A 26,563-nucleotide genomic window follows, 5' to 3' on the forward strand; every position below is an offset into this window, starting at 1 on the left:
TTTCTTACTTTGCGATTTATCCTAGCATCAACTGGTATTGTTGACTCCTGTTTTTATAATAATCTTAAAAGCTTGGGTTTAGTTATATTCTTCAAAGCAAATTTCTTTAATTACTCATATCGCCATATCAAAACTGAAGTGTGTACATTGGACTTCTCCACTTTCTTTTATTCTCTAAGTTTCAACCGAGGCTTATTAGCAATTTTTGCTACATATTTTATCTTAAAGAAGATTTTCTTTTGCGTATTCAATTATATCGTCAGATTCATACATTGCCTTACCATCTATAACAAGACATGGTACCTGGACCTTTCCTCCGACTTCTTCTAACTTTTTCTTATTTTCATCTCCGCAAGTCGCATCTTCTATGTTATATGATGGGAATTTTTCAATGTCATTTTCTCTAAAGAAATTTAACACCTTCAAGCAATATGGACAATCTGGCTTAAAATATAGCTCAAACTGTGAGTCTTCACTTTTCATTGGACTGCCCTCCTATTCCATCAGTTTATATTAAAGATATATCTTTGTATTAATATTATACCCAGCAAATGATTTCCTAAACACTTTTTTAAAAAATATTTTTAATTAAAGTCAACAGGTGCCATCAAAACTTTGCCTGTTCCTCTGTACACATTCACTAAGCCTTCTCCACTTACTGCAGATCCTACCAGTGAACTTGTTGAGCGCTCTACTGTAAATTTCAATGAGCCAGACCAAGCTATGGCAAAGGACCCATCTATTTTTAGTTCATCATCAACTAGGTCGATTTCGATTAGTTCATTCCTAGCTACTGGTGACTCAAGAGCAACTACGCCATCTCCTTTGAGGCTTAGGTTGAATAATCCTTCTCCGCCGGCTACAGCAGATGAAAATGAGCTTCTTGTTGCTATTTTGTGTTGGAGACTCGCTTCACTAGCCAAATAATATCCATCTTCTAGAACTATTGATCCATTCCAAGCTCCAACATCTATAAGAATTATATATTTATAAGTAGGTTCTAGGACTATCATGCCTGTTCCATGGTATTCTGGTTTTACAGCAGTTTCCTTGGTAACTGTACTTCTTAAACTTTTGCCTATAAAATCACCAACTCCTTTGATGCCAGAACTAGCGTTTACATCGCCTATCATCCATTGCATAGCACCCGCTTGTACAGTAACTGGGCTTTGTTTTAGGTCACATACTAGTTGTTTTAATCTAACACCCATTTGTGAAGCAAAGTATTCTCTTTGGGCAGTTTCCTTGGTAACTGATAGGTCTCTCTTGTACTCAGCAACTCTAAAGGCACCCATCTGGTAAGTTACGTCAATATCATCATTGTTTAGAAAATTTTCAATCTTATACATAAGTTCTCCTTATACTTTTGGACTTATTATATCAAATTATTATTCTAAATCTATCTATTAATGATAATATTATTTTAAATATTGATTGTTAAATCATATTCCAATTATTTGCCTTTAAGATTTGCAAGTTTTCCTCGTTAGTTGTGCAAATCTTGCCCTTATAAGGAATTTCATAGCTTATCTTTTTACCTAGGTGTAGTAAATTTATAATGGTTTTGTTAGATTTTTCTTCTATTTCAAAGTCTTCTATTTCATTTGCTGGCAAGAGGGTAAAATTTCCCTTACTTGAATTGCTTATTTCTTTTTCATATATGCCTTTTGGGCTGAAGTATAGGATAAATGTTCTTGCCGAATCCATAGTATACAGCAGATTGCTAGCTAGAAGTTTAGCAATCCCAGTCTTTGTATCATTATGTTTCATTGCTACCAGGAAATTTTTATTATCGTTAAAGTTTTCTTCAACCTTTGCTTTTATTTCGTTTGTATCGTTAAATAATAATCCCATTGTATTCTCCTATTTAAAAATAAATACTTCTTTGATGTCTTTGTCTAGGACCTTGCAGATTTTGTAGGCTGTTTCAAGTGTTGGGCTTATGGTGTTGTTTTCATAGGCCATGATCGATCTTCTCTTTAGGCCAACAGCGATTGCTAGCTTATGCTGAGATAGGCCCTTTTCCTTTCTAAATTCTGCGATTCTATTTTCTATTTGAACTTCCACGTGATCATCCTTTCATAGAAAATGTTACATTTTTAGTACTAAATATGTTACATTTTTAGTACCAAATGTTGTTTTAAATGTCAAAAATATTTTTCAATACAAAAAATCCTATGATCTAAATCATAGGATTTGCTCTTTTATAATAATATTGCAAAAAGCAAGATTGGGCCTACTACTATTAGTAGGGCTGGGAAGAGTACTTTTATAGCGGCAAGGAACATTGCTAGTTTGTCGTATTTTTCTAGATTGTCGTCTTCTAGCAAGGATTCCTTTTGATAGATTTCATCGCTGGATTTGCCAGAAAATCTATCTATTGGTTTTCTCATAAAACACTCATCTCTTCTAATTCTGATTCTTGTTTTGCTTTTTCTGCCTTATTTTTCTCGTAAGCTTTTTGTTTTTCTTCTTCGCTTACTTCCATCAAGTGGCAAGCTACATAGTGACCATTGTCGTAATCTTTGAGCTCAGGCTCATAGGTCTTACAGATGTCCATAGCGTACTCACATCTGGTGTGGAAACGGCATCCCTTTGGTGGGTGAACTGCTGATGGGATGTCCCCTTCTATTACAGCTAGTTCTTGGCCTTGGTCCACGTCAGTTCTTGGTATGGCTTGTAGCAAGGCTTGTGTATATGGATGTAGTGGTTTATCAAAGATTTGCTCTGTAGTTGCTAATTCTACTAGTACTCCAAGGTACATTACCCCTATTCTATCAGAGATGTATTTTACTACTGATAGGTCGTGGGTGATGAATAGATAAGTTAGGTTGTTTTGATCTTTTAGGTCTTGGAGTAGGTTTATAATTTGTGATTGGATTGATACGTCTAGGGCACTTACTGCCTCGTCACAAACTATAAAGCTTGGTTTTAAGGCAAGGGCTCTGGCTATACCAATTCTTTGTCTTTGTCCACCTGAGAATTGGTGAGGGTATCTGTGGAGGAAGTATGGTGCTAGTCCACATTTTTCCATGGTTTCTTGGATGTATTCGTTGTATCCAGCTTCTTTTCTGGATTTGAATAGTTCGTGTCCTAGTACGCCTTCACCGATGATATTTCCTACAGTTATCTTTGTATCCAAGGATCCGTATGGGTCTTGGAAGATCATTTGTAGGTCTTTTCTCATCCTTCTCATTTCTTCTGAGTTTAGTTCTGATAAGTCTATACCACTGTCTTTGAGACTTTCTAACTCTTCGAATCCTTCTTTTGAGCTTAGGGTCTGTCTATATTCGTCGACTATGTTTATTTTTTCGCCAACTTTTTTTGAAAGTTCTGCTCTTTTTGTGGTTAGTTCTTTGTATTTGTTGTCAGCTTCCAAAGCTTTGTGGTAGGAGTCCCAATCACGAGATCTCATTTTGAGCTTGTCTTCGAAGTCTTCTATGTCTTCTAGGACTACTGCTCTTTCTTTTAATGCTTTGTAGTAGTCTTCTAGGAGGCTTGATACCTTAGATAGGTCATCACTTGCTAGTAATCCACCAGCAATTCTTACCATATTGGTATATTTTTCTTCGATTTCGTGACGTTTTAGCATAGCACGTTCGTTTATTTCTGCACGTGCTTCGTCAGTACTTGCGCCTTCTAGTTCAGTGTATATAGCATCCAATTCCTCTCTTGCTTTAGCATAGTTTGGGTATTGGCCTGGTATATTTTTGATCATTTTGCCCATATATTCTGGAGCAATATCTTCTATTGTTTTGCCGTAATATAGGGTGGTTCCTTCAGTTTGTTCGTAGATTTGTAAAAGAGTTCTACCAAATGTAGATTTACCACAACCAGATTCCCCTACTAGGCCTAGGGTTTCACCTTCGTAGATATCTATTGTGATAGATTCGTTGGCATGAACATAGTCTCTTGGTCCCTTATCAAATATAGATTTCTTTTTTAAAGGGAAATATTTTTTAAGGTTTCTTATTTTAAATAAGACCTTCTTATCGTTAGTTGTTTCCATCTTCCCTTTCCTTTCTATTTGGATAATGACATCTGATTCTTTGGTTCTCGTTTACAGCTACAAGTTCAGGCATTTGATTGATACATTTTTCTGTTGCAAACTTACATCTATCGGCAAATTTACATCCCTTTGGTAGGTTTAGTGGGTGTGGCACTGAACCTGGTATAATGTCCAATCTCTCATTCTTATCACTTGTTATAGATGGTATAGAGTTTAGTAGGGCTACTGTATATGGGTGGTTGTAGTCTGTAATATCTCTTTTGAAGATAAATTCTACTGGAGATTGTTCAACTATTTGTCCAGAATACATAACCGCTACTTCATCTGCCATTTGATTGATAACCCCAAGGTCGTGAGTGATAAATAGGATAGATGTATTAAGTCTATGCTTTAGGTCATTCATTAGTCTTAGGATTTGAGCTTGAATTGTTACGTCTAGAGCTGTTGTAGGCTCGTCGGCTATTAGTAGTTTTGGTTCACAGGCTAGTGCCATAGCAATCATAACCCTTTGGTTCATACCACCTGATAGTTCAAATGGATATTGTTTGGCAACAATATGTGGGTTAGGAATCTTAACAGATGCAAGAAGCTCCTCACATCTTTTCGCTGCTTCAGCCTTACTCATATGTCTGTGAAGAATCAAAACTTCTGAGATTTGCTTTTCAACAGTAAATACTGGGTTTAGTGAGCTCATCGGCTCTTGGAAGATCATGGAGATTTCGTTTCCCCTGATTTCTTCCATTTGCTTTGTGCTATATTTTGTTAAATCTTCACCTTTGTATAGGATTTCTCCCTCATAAATCTTTTGGTTAGGTTCAAATAACCTTAAAATAGACATGGCTGTTTGGCTTTTTCCAGAACCAGATTCACCTACAAGGCCAAGGGTTTTCCCTTCATCAATAGTAAATGAAACGCCATTTACAGCCTTGATTAATCCTTTTCTTGTGGAGAAATATGTGTGAAGCTTATTTATTTCTAGTAATCTCATCTTTACCTCTATCTCTCATTTGCTCTTGGGTCTATAGCATCACGCATAGCATCACCTATTAGGTTTACAGAGAAAGATGCTAAGAATACTGCTAGTACTGGGAATATCCATCTCCACCAGTAGATGTTTAGTACATCAGAGCTTTGTGCTGCTGTCAACATATTACCCCATGATGGAGTAGGTTCTTGTACACCAAAACCTAAGAATGATAAACCAGATTCTGTTAGTAAGTTACCAGCATATCCTAGTGTTGCGTTTACTATAACGATTGAAAGGATATTTGGTAAAATATGTTTCATCATAATTGACCAGTTCTTAACACCAAGGGCACGAGCTGCAGTAATGTAATCACGTTCACGTTCTGCAAGGATTTGTCCACGTACTAGACGGGCAAGTCCTGTCCAACCTAACAAACCTAGAAGAACCATTACCATGGTGATTCTTTGAGTTTGGCTAGCTCCTGGTGGCAATAGCGCTGATAGGGAGATAAGCATTGGATAAAATGGGAATGATGCAATAATTTCTGACATTCTCATCAAGATATTATCCACACGTCCTCCGGCAAAACCTGAAATCATACCTATAAGTACACCAAGAACTACTTGAAGTACTGTGGAGATTAGGGCGATTATCATAGTCATACGACCACCGTGGATTAGTCTTGTGAAGATATCACGACCTTGGTCATCAGAACCAAATCTAAATCCATTAAGTCCCCAAGTTTTGATCTTGCCTTCCTTGTCAACTGCGTATTGGTTAAAGTAGGATGCGTATATTTGATCAAATTCACCATCTGGTGCATTTAATTCACCGTAGTTATCTAAACCCCAAGTATAGATCTTGCCGTTTTCATCAAGGGCAGTAAAGGTAGAATCTCCACCTTGGATATCTACTATTGGAGCTTCAAATTCTGGAACATTATTGCCAGAAATACCAGCTCTAGACGGTCCCCAAACATATAGTTTTCCTTTGTCATCAAGGGCTGCAGCTGAGCTAGATGTTAGGGCAACTTTTTTGACAAATACTGAGCCATCAGTCAATTCTTTTGGCATAGCTGTTTGGTTTTCTGCACCCATTACACCTATAAGTTGAACTGTTCCATCTGTCTTTGCAACAATCATATTGATTGGTGAAGTATCAAAGTCTTCGACTTGGCCTTGAACTGTTGATGGAATCATGTTCAAACGGCTGGCCATAGTTGAACCCCAAACTACAAGATTTTTCTTTTTGGTAACTATTACTGAATATTGAACACCAGCACCAATTTTTTCTATACCTTCTTCTTTGATTTGGGCTTCTTGCATTGGTGGAATCTTTGTTTGATCAAAGGAGTTGTTACCCCAACCATAAAGTTCACCATCTTCTGTAGCTATAAGGATATGTCTATCCCCAGCTGCCACATCTTTGATTTCTTTACCAGCAAGGCCTTCTTTTACTTTATCAGGTATGGATGTAATATTGTCTTCGTTGTTTGATCCCCAAACATAAACATTGTTTTCGTTTGTAAGACCAACAGCAAAGGTATTACCCATTGATATTTTCTTTGTACCTTCTTTTTCCATTTCACCAGGGAAATTCATATATGCCCCACCTGGAGCAACGTTAGTAAGGTTACCTTGTGAATAATATTGGTTAAAAGGTAGGACCCTAGAGCCTATAAATACAATTAGTATTATAGCTACAAACATTATAAGTCCAATAACACCAAGTGGGTTTCTAAAGTAGTTTCTTAACGCTACTTGACCTGGTGAAAGGATTGCTTCTTCCTTTAGGTCCTTATTTTCTGTGGAAGGATCTCCACTTGTACCTATATTTGAATTTGGTCCGTTGAGATTTTCTCTCATCTCTGGATCTAGTCTATTGTCTTCTACTTTTTTAGTTTCATTTTCATCTAAACCATCTGCAAATGTAAAGCCTCTAAGGAAATATGACTTTAAAAACTTCTTATATGATTTTAATGATTTGTTAAATGTCTTGTTCATATTACCCCTCTTAAGCGTCTAGTTTAACCCTTGGATCAACTAGCGCATAGGCTATATCCATTATCAAGTTTCCTAAAAGTGTAAGTACTGCATAAAACATTGATAGGGCTAATATAATATTGTAATCTTGGGCCATAACTGCAGAAATAAGTTCGTTACCAATACCCCTATATGAGAAGATTCTCTCAGTAATAGCAGAACCAGAGAACATACCTAATACTGCCCATGTTAGGGCTGTAACAACTGGAATAAGCGCGTTTCTAAAGGCATGTGAATAGATAACAGTCTTTTCTTTAAGACCCTTAGATCTTGCCGTTCTAATATAATCTTCGTTTAAGGCATCAAGCATTGAGTTTCTAACATATCTAGAAAGTCCTGCAAGAGAACCTATAGTAAGTGTAAGTGTTGGTAAGAACAAATATCTCACCCATTCACCAAATTCGTTGGTCCTTGGCATACCGTTGGCTGGGAACCATTTAAGTTTAAATGCAAAAATATAAATTGCAATAAGACCTATAAAAAATACTGGAATTGACAAACCAACCAGTGTTAAAGTCTGGAAGGTCCTATCAAAGACCCCTCCCCTATGGGTGGCCGACCTTATACCAATCAGTACCGATAGAACAAATGAAATAATGGTAGAACCGATATTTAGAAATATTGTATTCTTTAGTGGTTCTTTTAAATATTCTTTTACATCACGTCTAACTCTAATGGACTCACCAAGGTCACCTTTAAGAGTTCTGCCTAACCATCTAACATATTGCTCTGGATAGGACTTATTTAGTCCATAACGTTCAGAAAGTGTCTCATAAAGCTGTTCCTCTTGTGCCTTAGTCATACGGGTTCCTTGTGGCATCATGGCCTTTATCGGATCCCCAGGCATAGCTTTAGAGAAAGTAAATAGCAATATAGATATGATTATTGCAACAGGTATCATGTTTAAAATTCTCTTTACTATATAACGGAGCATAATTTCCCTTCCTATTTTGTTATATAATTGATTTTTTTATACTTACTAAATCCTTATCAATTGAATAATTTCTATGTATTTATTTAGTAAAAATCAAATAGGTTAAAAACCCCAAAATAACATTTTTTATAAGTAATATATTAATATATTGACCCGACTTTGTCAAATATTATTAATATAATAACAAGAAATAATTATCATTTTTATGTATAATTATTTACTTATTCATGTCTTGATTTCCTATATATTTATGCAAATAAACTAATAAACCCATCAAATTATACATTTTCATTAACTAAAAAAGCTCACCTAGGTGAGCCCTTTTAGTTTTAAGAGATTTTCGATAACTATTTAGCTATTGTAATTGCGTTAACTTGATCTGCAAATTGCCATGTTGGCGTATTGATATCAAATCCTTCAACTCTGTTTGTGTAACCTGTGTGGAATAGGTTAGAGTATAGAGGAATTTCTGGTAGGTAGTCATTGTACCAAAGTTGGAATTTCATCCATTCTTCTAGGAATGCTTCCTTATCATCTGGAGCGATTCTACGAAGTTTTTCTGTGATTTCATCAACTGCTGGATCGTTTGTTCTTGTCTTGTTATCGCTACCTTTTGAGTTGTATTGATACCATGGGTCAAATATTGGTGCAAAGTTTGTACCCATGTTAAATGCTGTATATTCTGCATCTTCTGTTGGAGATGTGTAATATTGCAATAATGTTGCAAAGTTACCAGCTGTTACGTTATATTCCATACCAACTTGTTTAGCGTTGTTTGGAAGTTGGTTAGAAATTAGTGTTGTAATTGGAGATTCATCAGAACCGTATTGGTTAACAACTAGTCTCTTACCATTTTCATCGTATCTAAAATAATCAAAATTATCAGCATTTGAAGCGAATTCTTCGTCAGCTTTTGCCTTATCCCATGGAGTTTTTCCATCAGCTTCAAATGTAAATGGTGTTTTGTCAAGTAATTCGTTAGCTGTATCAAGGTTTAATTGATAGTTAATCATATTAGGATCACTTTCTAGGTCAGCTCCTTTTTCCTTGTACATCCATTGGCTTTGGCCGTACATACCGTTTGTTACTACACCGTAACCACCAGCATATGATTGTACGAATGAGTTTCTGTCCATTAAGTGAGCGATAGCTTGACGAACTTCTTTATATTTTGTGTTTCCTCTATCTGTTAAGAATGTAAGGTTACCATAACCAGATCTTTCAAATTCGTTGAATTTGATCTTGCCAGCGTCAGCTGCAGCTCTCATTTGGTCAATCTTACCACCATCTGCTTCTGATTCCCAAATATCTATGTCTCCATTTTCAAGTAGGTCAACTGCTATATTTGAGTTTACTGTTTGTACTATGATGTGTGGAACTGTTGCCTTGTCACCCTTAGCATTTCCTGCATAGTTAGGGTTTAGAGATAGTTTAACCATGTTGTTTTTGAATTCATCAAACATATATGGTCCAGTTGTAACTGTTGGGTTAACCCTATAATCATTGTAGATATTAAGCATTGCTTGTTCGATTAGTTGCAAGCTTGGGTCAACATCGCCATTCATCTTATCTTCTAGGATTTTTACTTCTTCTTCATGAGCTGCTTTTTCTTCTTCGTAAGCTGCCTTGTCATCTTCAGAAGCATCTGCTCCTGGTTCTTCTACGTTTTCTTCAAAATCTGCATTTAGATTGTCGATTTGTTTTTGAAGGTCGTCTTTATATTTTTGGATTTCTTCTTCACTTGGTTCATATCCATCTTTTGCAACAAGTTTTGTACCATCTTCGTTAAGAACAAGATTTTCACTTACTGCGTGTAGTGGGAATGGACTTGCTGAAGCTAGAGCTGCTTCTTCGAAATATGGTAAGAATGAGCTATCAACTGTAAATTCGAATGTGTAGTCATCGATTTTCTTTTGACCTTCAAAGAAGTCAACATCATTACCTTCTGCATCCTTACCTGTGTGGTAAGCTTCGTAGCCTTTTAGTGAGTCAGAGCCGATTGTTGTAGAACCTGTTACTGGTATAAATGATGGGTGAGTAAATATTAGAGATCCATATAGGTAATCATCTGATTTAACTGGCTCGCCATCAGACCATTTTAGGTCCTCTTTGATTTTGTATTGGTAAGTTTTTGAACCATCTTCATTTTCGGTAACTTTTGGTTCACCATCAAGAACGGCTGGGTTATTTACCCATTGACCATTTTCGTCTTGAACTACTGTTGAATATCCACTGTTTCCTTCGATACCTAGTAATTTTCTTACAGTAACGTCGTTAGCGTTGTTTGTCCAACCACCGTAGAAGTCACCGTTCAAATCAGCAAGACCAAGTACTAGGGTGTCATCAGAAGTTTGAGCTTCAAAGTTTTCTACTTCTTCGCTAGCTTCTGCGTCTTCCTCAGTATTTTCGCCTTGATCATCTGTTGTTTCTTCTGCATTATCTTTGTTAGCATCATCTGTTGTTTCTTCTGCTGAAGTATCTTCAGTTGTTGCTTGCTCAGCATTATCTTTTTCAGTATTAGCTGAATCAGTGTTTCCTCCACAAGCTGCTAGAGTTGTTGCCAAGCCTAGTGCCATTAGGGAAGAAAATACTTTTTTAATTTTCACGAGTATACCCTCCATTAATAATATGTTAAGTAAATTTTAATCCATAAATCATTTTTTGTCAATAGGAAAAAGCTGTTATTATTTATCTTGACGTATATTTATACATTAAAACGGTTGGTTTTACAAGCTTTGAAATCACGGCTCAAATAATTATGAAGAAAACTTTATTGTAATATTGTAGTGAATGCAGGTGTTCTGGCACTTAACTAAAGTACTTGTTATATTTATCACTTTTACTAGATACGTTTTCTTTATACATTTTTATCTTATATATGCGAAAAATAATTTTTGTTTTTTTGTGCAAATTTCAGCTAAAAGTTTGTTATTATAATCACTTACATGAAAAATGTACTATAAATTATCTTATTATGATTAAGCTCTATTTACTAATTAGGTTTTTCTTTTTTAAAAATATAATAAAAAACTATAAGGGGTGATATTATAAAAATCACTGGCAAGATCAATTTTGAAAATGCGAAGTAATCAATCTCATCTAATTTGTCCCCCATATTTTTTACAGCTTGGGGAAAGGCTATCACTGAAATAGCTAGAAAAACTGTAAGTATCATAAATGGCATTTGCCTTGGATCTTTGTTTAAGGCTCCCTCCATTAATCCAAAGTAATATAATAAATAGAAAATAAGTCCAATAGCTGCATATAAAAAATCCCAAAAAATATTTGATATAAGGGGCTTATTATATTCGCCATCATTTTTGAAGTATGCCATATCAACTCCAAATATTTCAGATAATTTAACAAGATTGTCCATGGAAGGCTCGGAAAGTCCTTTTTCCCACTTTGAGACAGCTTGCCTTGATATATTTAATTCCTTTGCCAAGTATTCTTGAGTAAGATTTAATTCTTTTCTTTTGTCTTTAATTTTTTCTCCAATCATAAGACCTCCTATTTCTATTGTAGGGAAATCTTTGATAAAAAGCTAGCAACTATAGGGCAACTTGGGTGTTTTTCCCCAGTATTTGCTGATTTTTTGTTTTAATTTGTAGGTTTTTTATTTATGCTGCCACAAAAAAAGACCTCCTCAAGTTAGTTTTGCTTCTAACTTTTGGAGGTCAGTTTACATTTCCTAAATTACTATTAAATAATGAGGAAAAATATTTTTATTTTACTAGGTGTTATTCTCCTAGACTTATGGCGTTGATTTGGTCGTTTAGGTGCCATACTGGACTCATGATATCAAATCCCTTTACTCTGTTTGAGTATCCTGTGTGGTAGATATTTGAGTATAGTGGAATTTCTGGTAGGTAGTCATTGTACCAAATTTGGAATTCTACCCACTTGTCTAGGAAGCCTTCTACATCAGATGGATCTGTTTTTCTCAAATCTTCAGTGATTTTGTCAGCTTCTGGGTCATTTGTTCTTGTCTTGTTAAAAGGACCTTCTTGTGAGTAGTATAGCCATGGGTCAAATGGTACACCGAAGTCTGATCCCATGTTGAATGCTGTGTAGTCTGGGTCTTCTTTTGGATAGTTGTATAGCTCTATTAATGTTGAGAAGGAACCAGATGTTACATTGTATTCCATACCAGCTTGGGCTGCATTTATTGGTAGTTGGTTGGAAATAAGGGTTGTGATTGGTGATTGGTCTGAGCCATATTGGTTTACTACCAATCTCTTACCATTTTCATCGTATCTGTAGTAGTCAAATCCTTCTAGGTCTCCCTTGAAGTTTTCTTCTAGTTTTGCCTTATCCCAAGGTGTTTTGCCATCTTTTTCATATTTGTATGGAGTTTGGTCTAGTAGTTCATTAGCCTTGTCTATATTTAATGTGTAGTTGATCATTTCGCCTTCTACATCAGCTCCACGTTCCTTATACATCCATTGGCTTTGACCGTACATACCATTGGTTACAACACCATAGCCACCTGCATATGATGCAACGAATTCGTTTCTATCCATTAGGTAAGCTATAGCTTGGCGGACTTCCTTGTATTGAGTTGGTCCCCTATCTGTTAGGAAGGTGATGTTACCATAACCATTTCTTTCAAAAGATCCTATTTGGATTTTGCCTTCATCAGCAGCCTTTCTCATTTGGTCGATTTTTCCACCGGTGTTTTCATCTTCCCAAACGTCTATATCTCCATTTTCTAGTAGGTCTACTGCTATGTTATCGTTTATTACTTGGAGGATGATATTTGGAATTGTAGCCTTATCTCCTCTGAAGTTGCCAGGATAATTTTCATTTAGGCTAAGTTTTGTCATATTGTTTTTAAATGATTCGAACTTATATGGTCCTGGCGTAACTTCTGGCTTAAATCTATATTCTTCTGTTTCAAAGATAGCTGCCTTGTCTATTAGTAGGCGAGTTGGGTCTATGTCACCTTCCTTGCTGGCTTCAAGTTCTGCTATTTTTTCGTCACGATCTTTGAGGTCTTGGTCGTATTCTTCCTTTTCCTCGCTACCATCTTCTGGCACTTCTGGGTAATATTCTTCAAATTCTTCCTTTAGTTTTCCAATTCTTGTATCTACTGATTGGATAAACTCTTCTTTATCTTGATCTGTCACTTCATAGCCATCTTTTACTTTTAAGCTCTTACCATTTTCAGCTACTTGAAGATTTGGAGCTATGTAGTGAAGTGGTCTAGCTCCCTCATTTGATAGGGATTGAACGTCAAAGTATGGTAGTTCTTTTGCATCTATAGTCACGCTAAAGCTATAATCATCTATTTTTTCTAGACCTTCTAGTTCATTTGAATCATTATTGTGGAAGGCCTCATAACCTACTAGTCCATCGTCACCTATTTGTAGAGAACCAGTCATGGAAATGTAGTTGTAATCAGATTGTAAAAGTGTCAAAAATAAGAAATCATCAGCTGTAAGTGGCTCTCCATCTGACCATTTTACATCATCTTTTAGCTTAAATGTTACTGTCATTGAACCATCGTCATTGTTTACACTTGTTGGTTCTTCAGCTAAAACTGCCTTGTTCCATTGCCATTGTCCGTTTTCATCTTGGACATAGGTTGTGAAACCATTGTTGCCCTCTATACCTAGAAGTCTACGAGTTTTAACGTCGTTGGCGTCATTACCAAATCCTTGGATGAAATCACCATTCATTGATCCAACACCAACTACTAGGGTGTCGTTTGATGTTTGGCTTTCAAAGTTATCCAAATCTTCTTTGGCATCTTGGTCAAGCTCATTTTCTTCTTGGCTATCAGTTGATTCATCTGTACTTTCCTTGCTTGTTTGTACATCTTCGCTTGGGTTAAGAGAATCTGTATCTGATCCTCCACAGGAAGCAAGGGTTAGAGAAAGGCCTAGGGCCATTACAGATGAAAATACTTTTTTTATTTTCATTATTATTTCTCCCTTAAATTGTTTTTCTACGACTTATAGTATACGATAAATATAAATATTATCAATTTTTGTAAATTTATGAATATAAATGAATATTTATTTTCAATCTTTTACACATTTACAATTCGACAAAAAAACACACCCTAAGAATTACTCCTAGAGTGTATTGATATGATTATATTATTTCTTATTAAGATAGGTGTTTGCAGAGCTTCCACCTACAAGTCTAAAGTATTTTACAGGAAGTCCTCTAGAATCGCCCATGTAGCCCTTACGAGGTGTTACTGCTACACCATTTTTACTGTAGGACATATGTATGATTGTATCATCTGTTGGGTTTAGGATAAATCCAGTGTGGCCTGCTGCTCCTGCAGATCCACCTGGCGTACCTGCAACGAAGATGTCACCATACCTGATGTCAGATTCTTTTACTTCATACATTACCTTGCCCTTTGCTCCCATTTGGAATAGGGTTTCGGTATTGCCTACCCATGCGTTCTTATCTAGGAATCCACCGTATATTAGTGACCTATATACTGCTGATGAGCAGTCTGCTTGGCTGGCTGTATTTCTGCCTGCACCCATATTGTAGGTTAGCTTGTTAGCTCTGGCATTGAACATCCATTCTATAACTTTATCAACAGATTTTTCACCTGGGATGTTGTTATCTTCTTTTGTAGCTATACCATTTTCATCGACATTGTATACTACACCTTGTTGTGTAATTGTCTTGTTAGCGGTTAGGCCATTTGATGTGAAATAGTAGTATTTGTCATCTATCTTCCATACGCCTTCTTTTACATATCCATTTTCGTTAGTGTGGTATTTTTGACCATTGTATGTTACCCATGAATTCTTAGGATTTTTTACTAGGCCGTTCTTGTCGATATTATAGTATTTTCCACCAGCAATTATAGATGTATTTTGGAATAGAACACCTTGGTCATCAAATACGTATGTATTTTTGCCTTCGCTAAATAGACCCTTTATAATAGAGCCGTTTTTATTTGTTCTATATGTCTTACCACCAAGGTTGAACCAATAATTCTTTCTATTAGTTGCTATACCATTTCCATCTACTGTGTAGAATCTTGATTCTGTTAGAACTTTTTTATTTGTTTTTAAAACTCCGTCGTTGTCAAAGTAATATGTTTTGTCGGCAATCTTAGCTATACCTTTTAATAATTTTCCATTATTATCGTTATAGTATTTTTTCTTGTTGATTGTTACCCATTTATTTTTTGGTGCAACCATCTCGCCTTCGCTTCCAATATCATAATGAGATTCATTTGTTACTAGAAGTCTGTTTAATTGTAAGATACCATCGTTGTTAAAATAGTATTTTTTGTTTTTGATTTCTTTGATACCTCTTACAATATGACCAGTTTCATCTGAATAGTATAGGTTTGCGCCCATTACTGTCCAGTATGCCTTTGGATTTGTAGCATTACCCTTGCTGTCGATATTGTAGAATCTATCATTAACTATAACTTGTGCATTTGTAACTAACTTATTGTTTTCGTAATATTTTGTTGTATTCTTTTCCTCAACTATAACACCTGTTGCCTTTGGAGCATAGTAAACTTTTTGATCAATATTTGTTTCTTCTGTGACAGTTTGATCTTCAGTATTTTGATTGTCAGTAGTTTTATTATCAAGGGATTGACTATTTTCGCTTGTTTTAGCATCAACATCGTCAATCATTGTTAAAATTTCGTCAAGATTTGTATCGTCATAGTAAACTAGGTCATTTCTTTGTTCTTGATCTTCTGATTCTTCGTTGATTTCATCAGTTAATTCTTCTTGCCTAGTTTCAGCTTCTTCGTTTTCTTCGTTATCGATACTTGTATTTTCTTCTTTTTCTTCTAATTCTAGCTCTGGCTCTTTATTTTCTGAGATAGCTTCTTCATTCTCATCAAGACTTTGGCTACTTAGCATGATATCTTCATTGCTATCTTCATAGCTATCTACTTGATCTTGGCTGATTGGTTGTACTTGATCATTTAAGCTAGCATCAGAACTTTCCTCAGTGCTTAGTTCAACATTCAGATCGTATCCTTCATCAGCATATGCATTTTCAGAAAGAGTTACAGCTTGAGATACAAATAATGTTGAGGCAAGCAATAATGTTTTATTAATTTTCTTCATATTTTATTACCTCACTTTTATTACAATATAATTACAATAAGTCTATTTTTTTAGTTTACAGACCTATTATAAACCATTTAAAATCTAATTGCAACAAAAAAGTTACAAATATTTGCGTAATTTATATTTTTTACCCAAAAAAATTAAAAAATAATTACAAATATGTATTTAACTACAAAAAAATAAAGAAACGTGATAGAATTATAATAACTTAAGGAGGCCATATGACTTACAAAAAAATACTAGCAAGCCTTGCACTAATAGCTGTTTTAAGTGCTTGTAACAATAAAGAAGCAAAAAATGTCCAAAATGTAGCAAATGATGAAGAAATATCTCAAGCTCTTGAGGATAATAATACAGAATCTACAGCAGAAGATAAAAAAGGTGAAGAAAAACCTATCACAGAAAAAGAAGCTGACACAATCGACTATGATAAGTGGAGAGATATGATAGTCGAGTTTGGTGAATTTGACCAAGATTTTGCCGATGAGCTATCTGATGAAGAAATTGATACAGTAGTAGGAAAAGCAAAAGAACTAGCAGAAGAAACTGGCTACTGGGATCAAAAGGACTTTGTATTCCAAGAATTAGCAATTGAAAATCCATACCAATCTAGCAAATTCCCTCTAGATTCAATATCAGCTAAATACAACCAAGAAGCTGCCGAAGAAGGAGAGCTTACAGATAGGTTCAACTACGAGAGAACTTTGATGGGAACCTGGGGCTATCCAGCAGATAAGGTTTGGGCAACAGATGATTATTACATCCAAGAAGCTCTAAAGATTGCCTATATGGAAAATGAAAAATTATACTTTGACGATTATATAAAAAGAGCTGCAGATATCCTATTTTTGAATAAACTTTCACCAGAAGAAGAAAGCGATGAAAGTACCGAGGCAGAAAATACTGAAGATTCATCCGACACTTCAAAAGAAGAAGACGAAAAACCTAAAAAACCAACTATGAGAAGATTTGGCTCAAGCCAAACTGACTACGATGCCATCAAAGCAGCAATGGTACAATACTATGAATTTTCTCCATCTGTAGTAAATCAAATGACAAATGAAGATATAGACAAGGCCTACACCCGTGCCATGGATAGGCTAGAAGAAACAGGATTTGGCGATATAGGACTAATATTTGACGAACTAGGCAAGATGTACCCAGGTGCATCAACCATGTATCCAGGTGAATAAAAATTAGGGGCTAAAAGCCCCTTTTATAATTTCTAATATTCTAAAATAGTCTTGTTTTGCATTGAATATTCTAATTCGCCACTAAAATTCAACTTCAAAACTCATAGATTGTACTTTCTATAAAAATCTTCAAAAACTTCACTGGTAGGTACAGTTTTCCCATTTTCTATATCTCTATAACCTTTTGCTAATTCTTCAAGTAAGTCTTCCTCACTCATATCCTCTACAATAGGTAAGTTAGGTCTAGTAAGCTTTACTTCCATAGGAATCCCATTCTTCTCAACTATTTGCCTGTAGTACATATTGATAGCAGTAGAAACAGGTATGCCTAGCTTTGCCAAAATTTCCTCAGCTTGTTTCTTAATTTCCGGTTCAATTCTTACATTAATAGTATCAGTTTTGCTCATAAACTCATCTCCTTATAAGGATAATACTATCTGTAATGCAATTTGCAATACATTTTTATAGGATGTATAATAGTATATATTTATCCTATTTGTGGTATAATAAATGTAAGGAGATTAAAAATGAAGATAGATACAAAAACAATGGTTTCTATAACAGAAGCAAATCAAAATTTTTCCAAAGTAGCAAGATTAGTTGATGAAAAAGGCTCTGCAGTTATTTTTAAAAATAATGAACCTAAATATATAATGGTTCCTTATGAAGAAGACGAAGAAGAATATATATCTGAAGATGAATTAAAGAAAATTTCAGATAAATTTTTAGAAAAAAATAAAAAAGCCTATAAAAAGTTGGCTGAATAATTAGATTTTTTAAAGAAGATATAATATTTCTAGGCGAGCAACTCACTAACAAAATAGCGGAGATAAGTCTATAAGAGTTCTATTATTTTTTATCTGTAAATTCTCCTTACAAAACATTCGAGCTAATAATCATATCAATAATACAAAAGCATGAGACTAGGAAAACTTATTAGACTCATGCTTTTTATAATATTTGATGTAAGTATCGTAAGAACTTTTAATATTTATATCAAACATATCCTTTAATTCTGTGGCAAAGTAGTCTGTGTCGTCTGCCTCAAAGAATATTTTATCATATTTGTCAAAAAGGAAAGTTAATAAGGCACTGAGGAAGGCTCTTCTGCTTTTTGAATCGGATTTGCTATTAGCTAGGTAGGCAATTTCATTTTCTTCTACAAAGGCACAAATTGTTATGACCCCATCTTCTCTCATATAGATTGCTTCCTTGGGAAGAGTACTTACAAAGTCATCAAAACTTGCAGTTAGTGGACTAATATCATAGTGAACTAGAGCGTAATAATCATAAAGAATTTGGCAACATTTCTTGTATTCCAAACTCCCATATTGACATTGGCAAATATCAACCTTTTTAAGAGGATATTTAAGATTCTCCTTTGTAACTTCGACTTCATAGCACTTTCTCTTTAATATAAAATCATTTTTTTCCAATAGATCAATCAAATTATCATTATCAGAATCCACTCCTATTTGTAGGGGCTTTTTGTATTTATCCAGCAAATGATCAAAATCATTGATAGTGGATATCTCTGAATTTTCTATATTTAAATATGTATGTTTATTGTGAAATTTATTAGTATAAGTTTTCATATTAGATCCCACTTCTATAGTACTTTAAAAAAACTGATAGATCCAAAAACACTACTATCAGTTCTTAACTTAGAATCTCAATGATAAGCAAGTCAAAGATCCATCTATTTTCTTAAATTCATCAGTATTAACAACTTTAACAGGATATCCTAGAGATTTGATGTGTTCAAGTGTTTTTGGGAATCCATCTGGTACTAGGACTGTGCCGTTGATATATAGGCTGTTGATGGCATATAGTTCTTCTTTTGGAACTACAAAACGGTTGAAGTCTTTGAAAGCTTCTTCTTCATTCATCTTTTCGCTTACAAGCATATTGTTATTTTCTAGATAAATAGCAAAGTCTTTCAAGTGTAGGCCTTCTGTTACAGGAACTGTAGAAGTAGTATAACCATACTTTTCAACAATTTGGCTAAATTGCTTAGCACCCTCAGCATTGGTTCTATCAGATTGGCCGATGTAAATATGTTTATCAACAACCATAACATCTCCACCTTCCATTGTGCCTGGAGCTTCGATGTAGAATATTTGATCATCTGAATAATATTTCTTGATAGCTGGCTCTATCTCAAATTTTTCACCATTTCTGCTTTCTCTAGGAGAATTGGTAATAATAGCACATTCCTTCAAAACTACAGCAGGGTCTTCAACAAAGCAAGAATCAGGATATTCTTCCAAAGCTTCCAAAACAAGAGCCTTGACACCCAAACTTTCAATAGTCTTTACGTATTCAGCATGTTGGTTGATAGCATCCTCATAAATAGGCTTATCCTCACTAAACATACCAGTACTAATACCCTCTATCATAGACTTACTTGGTTTTCTTACAATTATATTTTTAAATTCTAGCATGGTATCCTCCGTATTTAAAATTATATCTGAGGTTAAATAATATTATACCCAATACTAGAATATTAACTTTTAAAGTTTATACTTTCAAAAAAAGATAATGCCATCGCTAGCATTATCTTTTCAACTAATCAATAACTTTAACTCCAAGATTTTTTAGGGTTTCATCAACCCATGGTCTGTCGTAAGTTCCATCAGTTTTCATAGTTTCAAGGATTTTTTCTTCCTTTTTGTTTATTTCCTTTACTTTTTTTATTACTTCAGTTACATCTTCTGGTTTAATTACAACTATACCGTCACTATCTCCTACTAAGATATCCCCTGGTCTTATTGCTTGGCCCCCTAGAGATATTTCTGTCCCTATTTCTCCAGGACCATTTTTGTATGGGCCGTTTGGGGAGATTCCTGTTGCATAGATTGCCATATCATCCCATTTTTCTAGCTCATCACTATCTCTAACGCAACCATCTGTTACCATTGCAGTAACTCCCCTAAGCTTACAGTAGTTTGCCATTAGTTCACCAAAAATCGCTCTATTTGTTGTTCCTAGGGAGTCTATTACTATTACATCTCCTGGATTTGCTAGATCCATGGCTTTGTGTAAGAATAGATTATCTCCTTGTGCAACTCTTACTGTGAATGCCGGACCTATTAATCTAGTTTTATTTAATGGTCTAATGCTTTGATCCAAAGATGATGTTCTTCCCATTGCATCATCAAGATTTGCTACTGGGAAATCTTTTAATTGGTCTATTAATTCTCTTTCTGGTCTTTCAAATTTTAGATTAATTATATTATTAAAACTCATTTTCGCTCTCTTCTATTTATTTTCTATCAGCACTTCTTCTAAATATAAATGCTATTGTATAAAATACGAGCATTATTCCTAATCCTATCCCTAATAGTTTGATTGCTCCATTTTCCCCCATAGCAAGTGCTGGACCTAGTGTTATCATTCCTACCCAGATTGGCATAAAGAAAAATAAGAACATTCCTGATGAGTCACCTGATGCTGATTGACCTTTTGAGTCTACGCATCTTAAAAGTGTCATTCCTGTTGCAGCATTTCCTGTACATTGGCCAAACATATTTACCATTTTTTCAAACCACTCATCTTTACAAAAAAATTTACAACCAAAAATATAAAGTGGTGTTAGAATTGCAAACATCACTACACAATAGATTATAATTGGTACTATGTATGACACCATAGCGGCTGAATTTATTGTTCCTACTGCTGCTACAATTAGATATTCTAGGGCAAATCCTGATATATTTGTAACTGTTGTCTTATCTACATATTGGTCAGCTCCTGTTTTTACCATTAATGGCCAAATTATGATGGCGCCAATAATGCCAAGAACTATATCATTCACTTTGCTAAATCCTTCAGTGATGTATGTTGCTCCTAATTCTCTAATAGCATATCCGAGCATTATACAAAGTGCTATAAAAGCCATTTGTAGAGCAATTGGGTTGATTCCTGCTGTTGAAGTTTTTACTCTACCAATTGGAACTTGCTTTTCAACTGGTTTTACACCACCAAAATAATCGGCTGGTAATTTTTCTGGTTTATCAACGTATTCAGTATAACCTTTTCTTATACCCCAGTTTACTATTGGCATTCCTATTGATAGGGCTGATACAAGACCAATTGTAGATGTTATCATGGCAATACCCATAAAGTCGGGATATCCACCTTCTATGAATAATTGAGCTGCTGATCCTGCTGCACCGTGACCTGCAAAAAATGAATAGATTGAAACCAATCCCCAGTTTGGTGGTAAACCTTTCCATATTTTAGAAAGTAACAGTCCAACTAATACTCCGAAAAACAATTGAGCTCCATATGTAGCTGCACCCACAAAGGTATAATCAGCATAAGATCTTGCTCTTTTGACATTTAAATCAGCACCAAACACTAAACAGGTAAGTATAATTATTATTAAAAAAGATGGATATTTCGATACTCCTTCAGATATAGGTACCACATTTAATATTTGTGGACCCATAATTAGCAAAAGTAAACCACCAATTACTGAAGATGGTATAAAAACTTTTTGTAATATTGTAACTTTTTCTCTTATGAACCATCCTAATAGCAAAAACAAGCTCAAGTACATAAAGTCTAATATTAATTTCATTGATTTCTCCTAATTTTCTTTAGTTTGTAATTTGTGGTAGCCAAATTTTTCTCTTGCTTCTTTTAAGCTAGAGCCATTTTTTATAGCTGCTTCGATTTGAGATTCTTTTTCGTGGATACTGTTAGCAATTTCTAGTACTTCTTCACACTTTTCAAAAGGAATTACTATAACACCAGAAGCATCACCTAGAATTATGTCACCATTCTTAACTCTAATATCAGATATTTGGATATCTTCATTTACAGCTCTTACTTCAACTCTATCTTTTCCGGTTCTCATATAATAACCTTTAGAATATATAGGATAATCAAGTTCTCTTATAGTAGGAACATCTCTACAAACCCCGTCTATAACCGTTGCTTCTATATTATGTTCTTTAGCATAGAATGACATAATGTCTCCCCAAACTGTACAGTCGGTTCTACCGTCATTGTCAATTACAACAACTTCTCCTTCTTTTACATCATCAATAAAATCTCCAACAGTGCCTTTAACTAATCCACAAGGCATATATGCTACTGTAAACGCTTTTCCGCATATCTTATGTTTATGGTCAATAGGTTTAATACCATGCAATGCGCATTCTATTCCTATCTTATCCATTGCATCAGAAACTGTAGCAGTATCTAATTTTCTAAACTCCTCTACAAAATCTAACATCAAATACCTCCAATTCAAAAATATTGTGTATACATATTGTATACAATCAGTATACCAAAGGTGCTATTTATTGTCAAATAAAAAACTAATGATATAAATATCATTAGTTTAAATAAAATTATAATATTTTTACATTAATGAAGCTTCAATTGCACTCTTCTTAACACTATCTAAATGAATTTTCAACGCTTCTATGGCTAAATCCTTATCTTTTCTACTAATTGCTTCTATTATTTTCATATGCTCATTTATAGTTTTTTCCGATCTATTAGGATCTTTGGAAGCAATAGTTCTATATACGCTAACTTGTTTATTAAGTTTAATTAATATTTCCGATAGAGTTTCATTATTAGCCTTGTTAATAAAATAATTATGGAAATCTTCATCTAATTTTCTTGCTATTTCCCATGAAAAATTTTTTTCTAAATTAATATACTTTTCTTTTAAGTTTAATAAAATATATTCATCTAAAGAATCGAAAGATTTCTCTAAAGCTAATACTTCTAATGACGACCTAACGTCGTAAATGTTTTCTATATCTTTTGTAGTAATTTGTCTTACAAACGTACCCTTACCAGGATAACTTATTACAAAACCATCATTTTCTAGATCTTTTAGTGCTTCTCTAACTGGAGTCCTGGATACATGTAATCTTTCAGCAAAAACAGTTTCGACAATGGGATCTCCACTTTTTAACTTTCCATTTGATATTAGTTCTTCAATATATAAATATACTTTATCTTTTAATCTCATTATAACTCCCACAAGACTCTTTTATAATTATATTTATCTTAATACTCTTATTCATTCTACCTCAAATCACGATTATCAGCAGTTCATATATATAATACAAACTAAAAATATTATAAATCCAAATATATTATCGTAGAATAAAAACCTATATTTGATAACTAATATTTCTCTTTATAAAATACATATTCAAATCGTCATCATTAATGCAAGTATCTCCAGCTTTTACAATTTCACCCTTGTAGTAAATTCCTTTGCCATCGGGAATAAATCCATTTTTGATGTACATTCTTTGTGCTTTACCATAGTCTGGATTAAGTCCAACGCCGATACCCACTTGTGAACCATTTGCTTTTTTGATTATAGCATCCAAAAGTTCCTGACCTATGCCTTTATTTTGATATTTTTCGAAGACGTTAAAGTCTTTGATTTCAGGGATTTTGGCATTCTTAAATGGACCTGAACTTGGATTTTTTACTAGAGTGATATATCCTTTAACTTGGTCATCATTTTCATACACTAAAACTATACGATCCCCCTTGTTTTGTTCTTGTAAATATGTATTTAAAATGTCAGTTCTCTCATCCCAACCTTGGTCGGCAAAATTCTTGTTTATTTGCCCTATGTGGTCTACTGTCATTTTTACTATCATAAGCTCCCCCTTTATTACTATTATATTAGTTTAATGTTTCACATGAAACAAAAAAGCCACGATTTTTATCGCGACTTTGGAAGTTTTACATTTTCCCATATACTTTCATTCTCCCCTCATCCATATGTATTAATTCATCAAATCTTGATAGATTCTCTTCTGATAGATCGTGGGTGATTTCAATTATTATCTTATCTTGTAAGTTTAATAGATAATCTTTTATTATATTGCTTGTTTTGTGGTCAATACTAGCAAAGGGCTCATCTAAAAGTATTATTGGTCTATCGGCTACTAGCATACGTACTATGCCTACAATTTGCTTTTCTCCTCCACTTAGCTTATTTATATCCTCATAATTTATGATTTTGTTTCTCATTTTTTCGTTTAGGACCATCAAGAAATTGTTTACTAATTTCGTATCGGTCTCCATACTTTTGAAAATACTAATGTTGTTTATAAAATCTGTTCTAAATAGATATTCATATTGTTTGAGAGAGAATATGTATTCGTCCAAATCGTCTATAGGATTCCCATCTATATAAATTTCCCCAGTTTCTGCTTCTAGGCTTCCATCAATGAGTTTTAATAGGCTAGATTTGCCAGATCCGCTATGTCCAAGAATAGCATATCTTTTATTTTTCTCAAATACATAGTTTACCTTATCTAAGGAAAAATTATCAAATGTGATAGATAAATTCTCTAAGCTTAGCTTATCGACTTTCTTATCTTCCCATTTGTCTTTTTCTTCTATTAGGTCTCCATTAATGAAATCCATAGTTTCATCAACTAATTCTTGGGTAGAATTTATAAGATTTATGCAACTTAGAATATCATTAATAGGATCTAGGAAACTAGTAGTGTATCCAAAAGCTGCTATTCCAACTCCAACAGTGATTTTCCCTTGAGCCAGAAGTATAGCTACTATAACAAAGGTATTAAATTCTACTAGAAATATACCAAAAGCTCCTGCTAAATCTGAAATAGTTTTAAACTTACCAAACTTATATCTTTTGTCCTCACTATCAGTAAGATATGACCTATGCTCGTTATTAATATTCTTAAAAGTCACTCTATTGATTCGTGATTTACCAGATAATAAGTCAAGAACCTTATCAAAGTATCTCTTTATGCTAGCTATTTGCTCTCCCCTTAAAAATGACAATCTCTTTTTGAAGATTTTAGGGATAAATACAATTAAGACAGAAGATAATAGGACAACTATACTTATCCTATAATCTACAAAAACAAGCAAGGTTGTTAAAAATACTATAATATTTAGTATAGATTTATAGAGATCTATGTAGGCACTTAGATAATCCTCGTCTATTGCTTCCACATTCTCAGTAAAAATCACTAAGTAGTCAGCAACTTTTCTTTTGTTAAATTCGTGGATGTCTAAAGAAGAAATATGCTTAAACAAATCATCTTTAATCTTTACAAAAAACAACTTAGAAACTTTCCACTCGTATAACCTAGATATGTATTGGAAGAATAAATTTAGAAGAATCAATAATACATAAATGCCAATAAGTTTAAAAACAAGACTTAAACCTTCTTCTAAAATATAATCAAATAAATATTTGTTAACCAATGGAAATATTGCCACAGTAATTGAGTACAATAAAGTAAATATGATTTGTATTATAATTGGAATTTTCAATTTTCGTATATATTTTTTCATTATTTATTCTCCGATAATAATTATTTAACTTTATTTTAATCGGTAAATAAAAAACATGCAAACAATTATAATTGCATTCATATTTTTTATACTATATGTCTTTCATAATTTTAATTTGTAATTCTAGATATACATACAGGTGTTTATCTGATACAAGCATAATTTACTAGTTGACAATACATTCCTACTACTTTTTAACAATTTCCTCTTAAAAAAGATAATCTCTTTTTAAATATTTTAACTATAGATACTTATAAAGATGGCAAAAAAATCATAGATATCAGAGACTTAAAAAAGCTTAAAAAAAGCAAAGTCCCTATAAGCATAAAGACCAGCACTAAAGTGCGTAATCTTCTCAGATACTGCGACCGCTACTCAGATGGTAAAGCTATCAGTATATACCGAGGACATCAGCCTTATGATGATACAGAGCTACGCACCGTAAAAGGCTGGAGGAAGATATATAGAAAGCCTATATCTGACGATTATATCTTTTATATGCGTGCAAACAGACAAGGCGGAGAGTGGTGTGATTACTGCTTTTATGAGGATACTGTAGAGCTATCAGAAGACGAAAAAGAGCTTATAAGAGCAGAAAGACGAGAGGAAAGAAGACTACGAGAAGCTCGTAAAAGGCGAGAAGAGTATCAGTGCAAAAGGGCAGAGGGCTACTGGAAAACAGCTTGGCAATGGCTTTCTGAGGATCAAAGAAAAGTCGAAGATGACTCTTATCCTGAGGAAAGATATAACTTGCTCTATGATGAAGCTGCAAACAGCTTTGAGCAAGCAAAAAAGCCTTTCTATTACTATAGTGAGTATGACACGGTAGAGGTAAGCGAAGAAGAGTATGAAGAGCTTAAAAACCAATATATATCAAGGTTTGGCGGCTGGGAAAAGATAGACCTAGAGCACACAGAATACAATGGAAAAAAATTGTATTAATTAGACGGGGGATTCTGTCTTTTTTGTTAAAGAGTAAAAATCCCGCTTGGAAAGGTAAAAAAACAGAAGTCAA

25 protein-coding genes are annotated in these 26,563 nt (G+C 34.1%); 3 read left to right on the forward strand and 22 right to left on the reverse strand.

Features of this window, described 5'->3' with window-relative positions; genetic code table 11:
* Positions 1-222: 222 nt before the first annotated feature.
* The 13 genes from QNH69_RS02445 to QNH69_RS02505 all read right to left on the reverse strand — a co-directional run bounded on the left by QNH69_RS02445 (position 223) and on the right by QNH69_RS02505 (position 16,024).
* Positions 223-483 (reverse strand): glutathione S-transferase N-terminal domain-containing protein, encoded by a 261-nt coding sequence (locus tag QNH69_RS02445; RefSeq protein ID WP_044567100.1) that lies wholly within the window; start codon positions 481-483, stop codon positions 223-225.
* A 101-nt stretch (positions 484-584) separates the two neighbouring features.
* The gene (locus QNH69_RS02450) at positions 585-1,349 is read right to left on the reverse strand and encodes an AIM24 family protein (protein ID WP_282929030.1); all 765 of its coding nucleotides are present in this window, start codon (positions 1,347-1,349) and stop codon (positions 585-587) included.
* An 88-nt stretch (positions 1,350-1,437) separates the two neighbouring features.
* The gene (locus QNH69_RS02455; protein ID WP_282929031.1) at positions 1,438-1,854 is read right to left on the reverse strand and encodes a histidine kinase; all 417 of its coding nucleotides are present in this window, start codon (positions 1,852-1,854) and stop codon (positions 1,438-1,440) included.
* 9 nt (positions 1,855-1,863) lie between these two features.
* Entirely contained in the window at positions 1,864-2,067 is a 204-nt protein-coding gene (locus QNH69_RS02460; protein WP_044567095.1) for a helix-turn-helix domain-containing protein, read from the reverse strand.
* A gap of 137 nt (positions 2,068-2,204) precedes the next feature.
* A complete protein-coding gene (locus QNH69_RS02465; RefSeq protein WP_282929032.1) occupies positions 2,205-2,393 on the reverse strand; it encodes a hypothetical protein in 189 nt (62 codons plus the stop codon).
* Positions 2,390-4,009, reverse strand: a complete 1,620-nt coding sequence (locus tag QNH69_RS02470) for an oligopeptide/dipeptide ABC transporter ATP-binding protein (RefSeq protein ID WP_282929033.1) — start codon at positions 4,007-4,009, stop codon at positions 2,390-2,392. Before QNH69_RS02470 ends, QNH69_RS02465 begins: the two co-directional genes overlap by 4 nt.
* On the reverse strand, positions 3,996-4,997 hold the full coding sequence (locus QNH69_RS02475) for an ABC transporter ATP-binding protein (protein WP_282929034.1): 1,002 nt from the start codon (positions 4,995-4,997) through the stop codon (positions 3,996-3,998). The genes QNH69_RS02470 and QNH69_RS02475 overlap by 14 nt, the downstream gene beginning before the upstream one ends.
* 8 nt (positions 4,998-5,005) lie before the next feature.
* On the reverse strand, positions 5,006-6,979 hold the full coding sequence (locus QNH69_RS02480) for an ABC transporter permease subunit (protein WP_282929035.1): 1,974 nt from the start codon (positions 6,977-6,979) through the stop codon (positions 5,006-5,008).
* Positions 6,980-6,989: 10 nt separating this feature from the next.
* Positions 6,990-7,952: an ABC transporter permease gene (locus QNH69_RS02485; RefSeq protein WP_282929036.1), complete on the reverse strand. Its 963-nt coding sequence runs from the start codon at positions 7,950-7,952 to the stop codon at positions 6,990-6,992.
* Between the two features lie 347 nt (positions 7,953-8,299).
* Positions 8,300-10,558 (reverse strand): ABC transporter substrate-binding protein, encoded by a 2,259-nt coding sequence (locus QNH69_RS02490; RefSeq protein WP_282929037.1) that lies wholly within the window; start codon positions 10,556-10,558, stop codon positions 8,300-8,302.
* 386 nt (positions 10,559-10,944) lie between these two features.
* Entirely contained in the window at positions 10,945-11,454 is a 510-nt protein-coding gene (locus QNH69_RS02495) for a helix-turn-helix transcriptional regulator (RefSeq protein WP_282929038.1), read from the reverse strand.
* 238 nt (positions 11,455-11,692) lie between these two features.
* Complete coding sequence (locus QNH69_RS02500) at positions 11,693-13,876, reverse strand: ABC transporter substrate-binding protein (RefSeq protein ID WP_282929039.1); 2,184 nt, start codon at positions 13,874-13,876, stop codon at positions 11,693-11,695.
* 180 nt (positions 13,877-14,056) lie between these two features.
* Positions 14,057-16,024 carry a peptidoglycan amidohydrolase family protein gene (locus tag QNH69_RS02505; RefSeq protein WP_282929040.1) on the reverse strand — a complete coding sequence of 656 codons (1,968 nt, stop codon included), beginning with the start codon at positions 16,022-16,024 and terminating at the stop codon, positions 14,057-14,059.
* 224 nt (positions 16,025-16,248) lie between these two features.
* Here QNH69_RS02505 and QNH69_RS02510 point away from each other — a divergent pair, with 224 nt between their 5' ends.
* Complete coding sequence (locus QNH69_RS02510) at positions 16,249-17,220, forward strand: hypothetical protein (RefSeq protein WP_282929041.1); 972 nt, start codon at positions 16,249-16,251, stop codon at positions 17,218-17,220.
* Positions 17,221-17,321: 101 nt separating this feature from the next.
* Here the strand turns inward: QNH69_RS02510 and QNH69_RS02515 are convergent, their stop codons facing one another.
* Positions 17,322-17,627, reverse strand: coding sequence for a type II toxin-antitoxin system RelB/DinJ family antitoxin (locus QNH69_RS02515; protein ID WP_282929042.1), 306 nt, complete (start codon positions 17,625-17,627; stop codon positions 17,322-17,324).
* Positions 17,628-17,747: 120 nt separating this feature from the next.
* On the opposite strand from QNH69_RS02515, the gene QNH69_RS02520 reads away from it, so the two are divergent.
* Positions 17,748-17,987, forward strand: coding sequence for a type II toxin-antitoxin system Phd/YefM family antitoxin (locus QNH69_RS02520; protein WP_282929043.1), 240 nt, complete (start codon positions 17,748-17,750; stop codon positions 17,985-17,987).
* A gap of 156 nt (positions 17,988-18,143) precedes the next feature.
* Here the strand turns inward: QNH69_RS02520 and QNH69_RS02525 are convergent, their stop codons facing one another.
* The 8 genes from QNH69_RS02525 to QNH69_RS02560 form a co-directional block, all read right to left on the reverse strand.
* Positions 18,144-18,815 carry a hypothetical protein gene (locus QNH69_RS02525; protein ID WP_282929044.1) on the reverse strand — a complete coding sequence of 224 codons (672 nt, stop codon included), beginning with the start codon at positions 18,813-18,815 and terminating at the stop codon, positions 18,144-18,146.
* A gap of 69 nt (positions 18,816-18,884) precedes the next feature.
* Positions 18,885-19,664, reverse strand: coding sequence for an arginine deiminase-related protein (locus tag QNH69_RS02530; RefSeq protein WP_282929045.1), 780 nt, complete (start codon positions 19,662-19,664; stop codon positions 18,885-18,887).
* A 124-nt stretch (positions 19,665-19,788) separates the two neighbouring features.
* Complete coding sequence (locus QNH69_RS02535) at positions 19,789-20,469, reverse strand: RraA family protein (protein ID WP_282929046.1); 681 nt, start codon at positions 20,467-20,469, stop codon at positions 19,789-19,791.
* A gap of 16 nt (positions 20,470-20,485) precedes the next feature.
* Positions 20,486-21,805: a sodium/glutamate symporter gene (locus QNH69_RS02540; protein ID WP_282929047.1), complete on the reverse strand. Its 1,320-nt coding sequence runs from the start codon at positions 21,803-21,805 to the stop codon at positions 20,486-20,488.
* Positions 21,806-21,814: 9 nt separating this feature from the next.
* Positions 21,815-22,465 (reverse strand): RraA family protein, encoded by a 651-nt coding sequence (locus tag QNH69_RS02545; protein ID WP_282929048.1) that lies wholly within the window; start codon positions 22,463-22,465, stop codon positions 21,815-21,817.
* A gap of 129 nt (positions 22,466-22,594) precedes the next feature.
* Complete coding sequence (locus tag QNH69_RS02550; RefSeq protein ID WP_282929049.1) at positions 22,595-23,218, reverse strand: GntR family transcriptional regulator; 624 nt, start codon at positions 23,216-23,218, stop codon at positions 22,595-22,597.
* Between the two features lie 145 nt (positions 23,219-23,363).
* Positions 23,364-23,867 carry a GNAT family N-acetyltransferase gene (locus QNH69_RS02555; protein ID WP_282929050.1) on the reverse strand — a complete coding sequence of 168 codons (504 nt, stop codon included), beginning with the start codon at positions 23,865-23,867 and terminating at the stop codon, positions 23,364-23,366.
* Between the two features lie 85 nt (positions 23,868-23,952).
* Complete coding sequence (locus QNH69_RS02560) at positions 23,953-25,548, reverse strand: ABC transporter ATP-binding protein (protein WP_282929051.1); 1,596 nt, start codon at positions 25,546-25,548, stop codon at positions 23,953-23,955.
* Between the two features lie 498 nt (positions 25,549-26,046).
* Between QNH69_RS02560 and QNH69_RS02565 the strand changes: the two genes are divergently transcribed.
* Positions 26,047-26,490, forward strand: a complete 444-nt coding sequence (locus tag QNH69_RS02565) for a hypothetical protein (protein ID WP_282929052.1) — start codon at positions 26,047-26,049, stop codon at positions 26,488-26,490.
* Positions 26,491-26,563: the final 73 nt, after the last annotated feature.

The organism is Anaerococcus sp. Marseille-Q7828 (assembly GCF_949769285.1).
GTDB lineage: Bacteria > Bacillota > Clostridia > Tissierellales > Peptoniphilaceae > Anaerococcus.

Excerpts from the sequence above, each read along its gene's own strand:
- QNH69_RS02445 (WP_044567100.1), bottom strand. The coding sequence starts at position 483 with ATGAAAAGTGAAGACTCACAGTTTGAGCTATATTTTAAGCCAGATTGT.
- QNH69_RS02450 (WP_282929030.1), bottom strand. The coding sequence starts at position 1,349 with ATGTATAAGATTGAAAATTTTCTAAACAATGATGATATTGACGTAACT.
- QNH69_RS02455 (WP_282929031.1), bottom strand. The coding sequence starts at position 1,854 with ATGGGATTATTATTTAACGATACAAACGAAATAAAAGCAAAGGTTGAA.
- QNH69_RS02465 (WP_282929032.1), bottom strand. The coding sequence starts at position 2,393 with ATGAGAAAACCAATAGATAGATTTTCTGGCAAATCCAGCGATGAAATC.
- QNH69_RS02470 (WP_282929033.1), bottom strand. The coding sequence starts at position 4,009 with ATGGAAACAACTAACGATAAGAAGGTCTTATTTAAAATAAGAAACCTT.
- QNH69_RS02475 (WP_282929034.1), bottom strand. The coding sequence starts at position 4,997 with ATGAGATTACTAGAAATAAATAAGCTTCACACATATTTCTCCACAAGA.
- QNH69_RS02480 (WP_282929035.1), bottom strand. The coding sequence starts at position 6,979 with ATGAACAAGACATTTAACAAATCATTAAAATCATATAAGAAGTTTTTA.
- QNH69_RS02485 (WP_282929036.1), bottom strand. The coding sequence starts at position 7,952 with ATGCTCCGTTATATAGTAAAGAGAATTTTAAACATGATACCTGTTGCA.
- QNH69_RS02495 (WP_282929038.1), bottom strand. The coding sequence starts at position 11,454 with ATGATTGGAGAAAAAATTAAAGACAAAAGAAAAGAATTAAATCTTACT.
- QNH69_RS02500 (WP_282929039.1), bottom strand. The coding sequence starts at position 13,876 with ATGAAAATAAAAAAAGTATTTTCATCTGTAATGGCCCTAGGCCTTTCT.
- QNH69_RS02505 (WP_282929040.1), bottom strand. The coding sequence starts at position 16,024 with ATGAAGAAAATTAATAAAACATTATTGCTTGCCTCAACATTATTTGTA.
- QNH69_RS02510 (WP_282929041.1), top strand. The coding sequence starts at position 16,249 with ATGACTTACAAAAAAATACTAGCAAGCCTTGCACTAATAGCTGTTTTA.
- QNH69_RS02515 (WP_282929042.1), bottom strand. The coding sequence starts at position 17,627 with ATGAGCAAAACTGATACTATTAATGTAAGAATTGAACCGGAAATTAAG.
- QNH69_RS02520 (WP_282929043.1), top strand. The coding sequence starts at position 17,748 with ATGAAGATAGATACAAAAACAATGGTTTCTATAACAGAAGCAAATCAA.
- QNH69_RS02525 (WP_282929044.1), bottom strand. The coding sequence starts at position 18,815 with ATGAAAACTTATACTAATAAATTTCACAATAAACATACATATTTAAAT.
- QNH69_RS02530 (WP_282929045.1), bottom strand. The coding sequence starts at position 19,664 with ATGCTAGAATTTAAAAATATAATTGTAAGAAAACCAAGTAAGTCTATG.
- QNH69_RS02535 (WP_282929046.1), bottom strand. The coding sequence starts at position 20,469 with ATGAGTTTTAATAATATAATTAATCTAAAATTTGAAAGACCAGAAAGA.
- QNH69_RS02540 (WP_282929047.1), bottom strand. The coding sequence starts at position 21,805 with ATGAAATTAATATTAGACTTTATGTACTTGAGCTTGTTTTTGCTATTA.
- QNH69_RS02545 (WP_282929048.1), bottom strand. The coding sequence starts at position 22,465 with ATGTTAGATTTTGTAGAGGAGTTTAGAAAATTAGATACTGCTACAGTT.
- QNH69_RS02550 (WP_282929049.1), bottom strand. The coding sequence starts at position 23,218 with ATGAGATTAAAAGATAAAGTATATTTATATATTGAAGAACTAATATCA.
- QNH69_RS02555 (WP_282929050.1), bottom strand. The coding sequence starts at position 23,867 with ATGATAGTAAAAATGACAGTAGACCACATAGGGCAAATAAACAAGAAT.
- QNH69_RS02560 (WP_282929051.1), bottom strand. The coding sequence starts at position 25,548 with ATGAAAAAATATATACGAAAATTGAAAATTCCAATTATAATACAAATC.
- QNH69_RS02565 (WP_282929052.1), top strand. The coding sequence starts at position 26,047 with ATGCGTGCAAACAGACAAGGCGGAGAGTGGTGTGATTACTGCTTTTAT.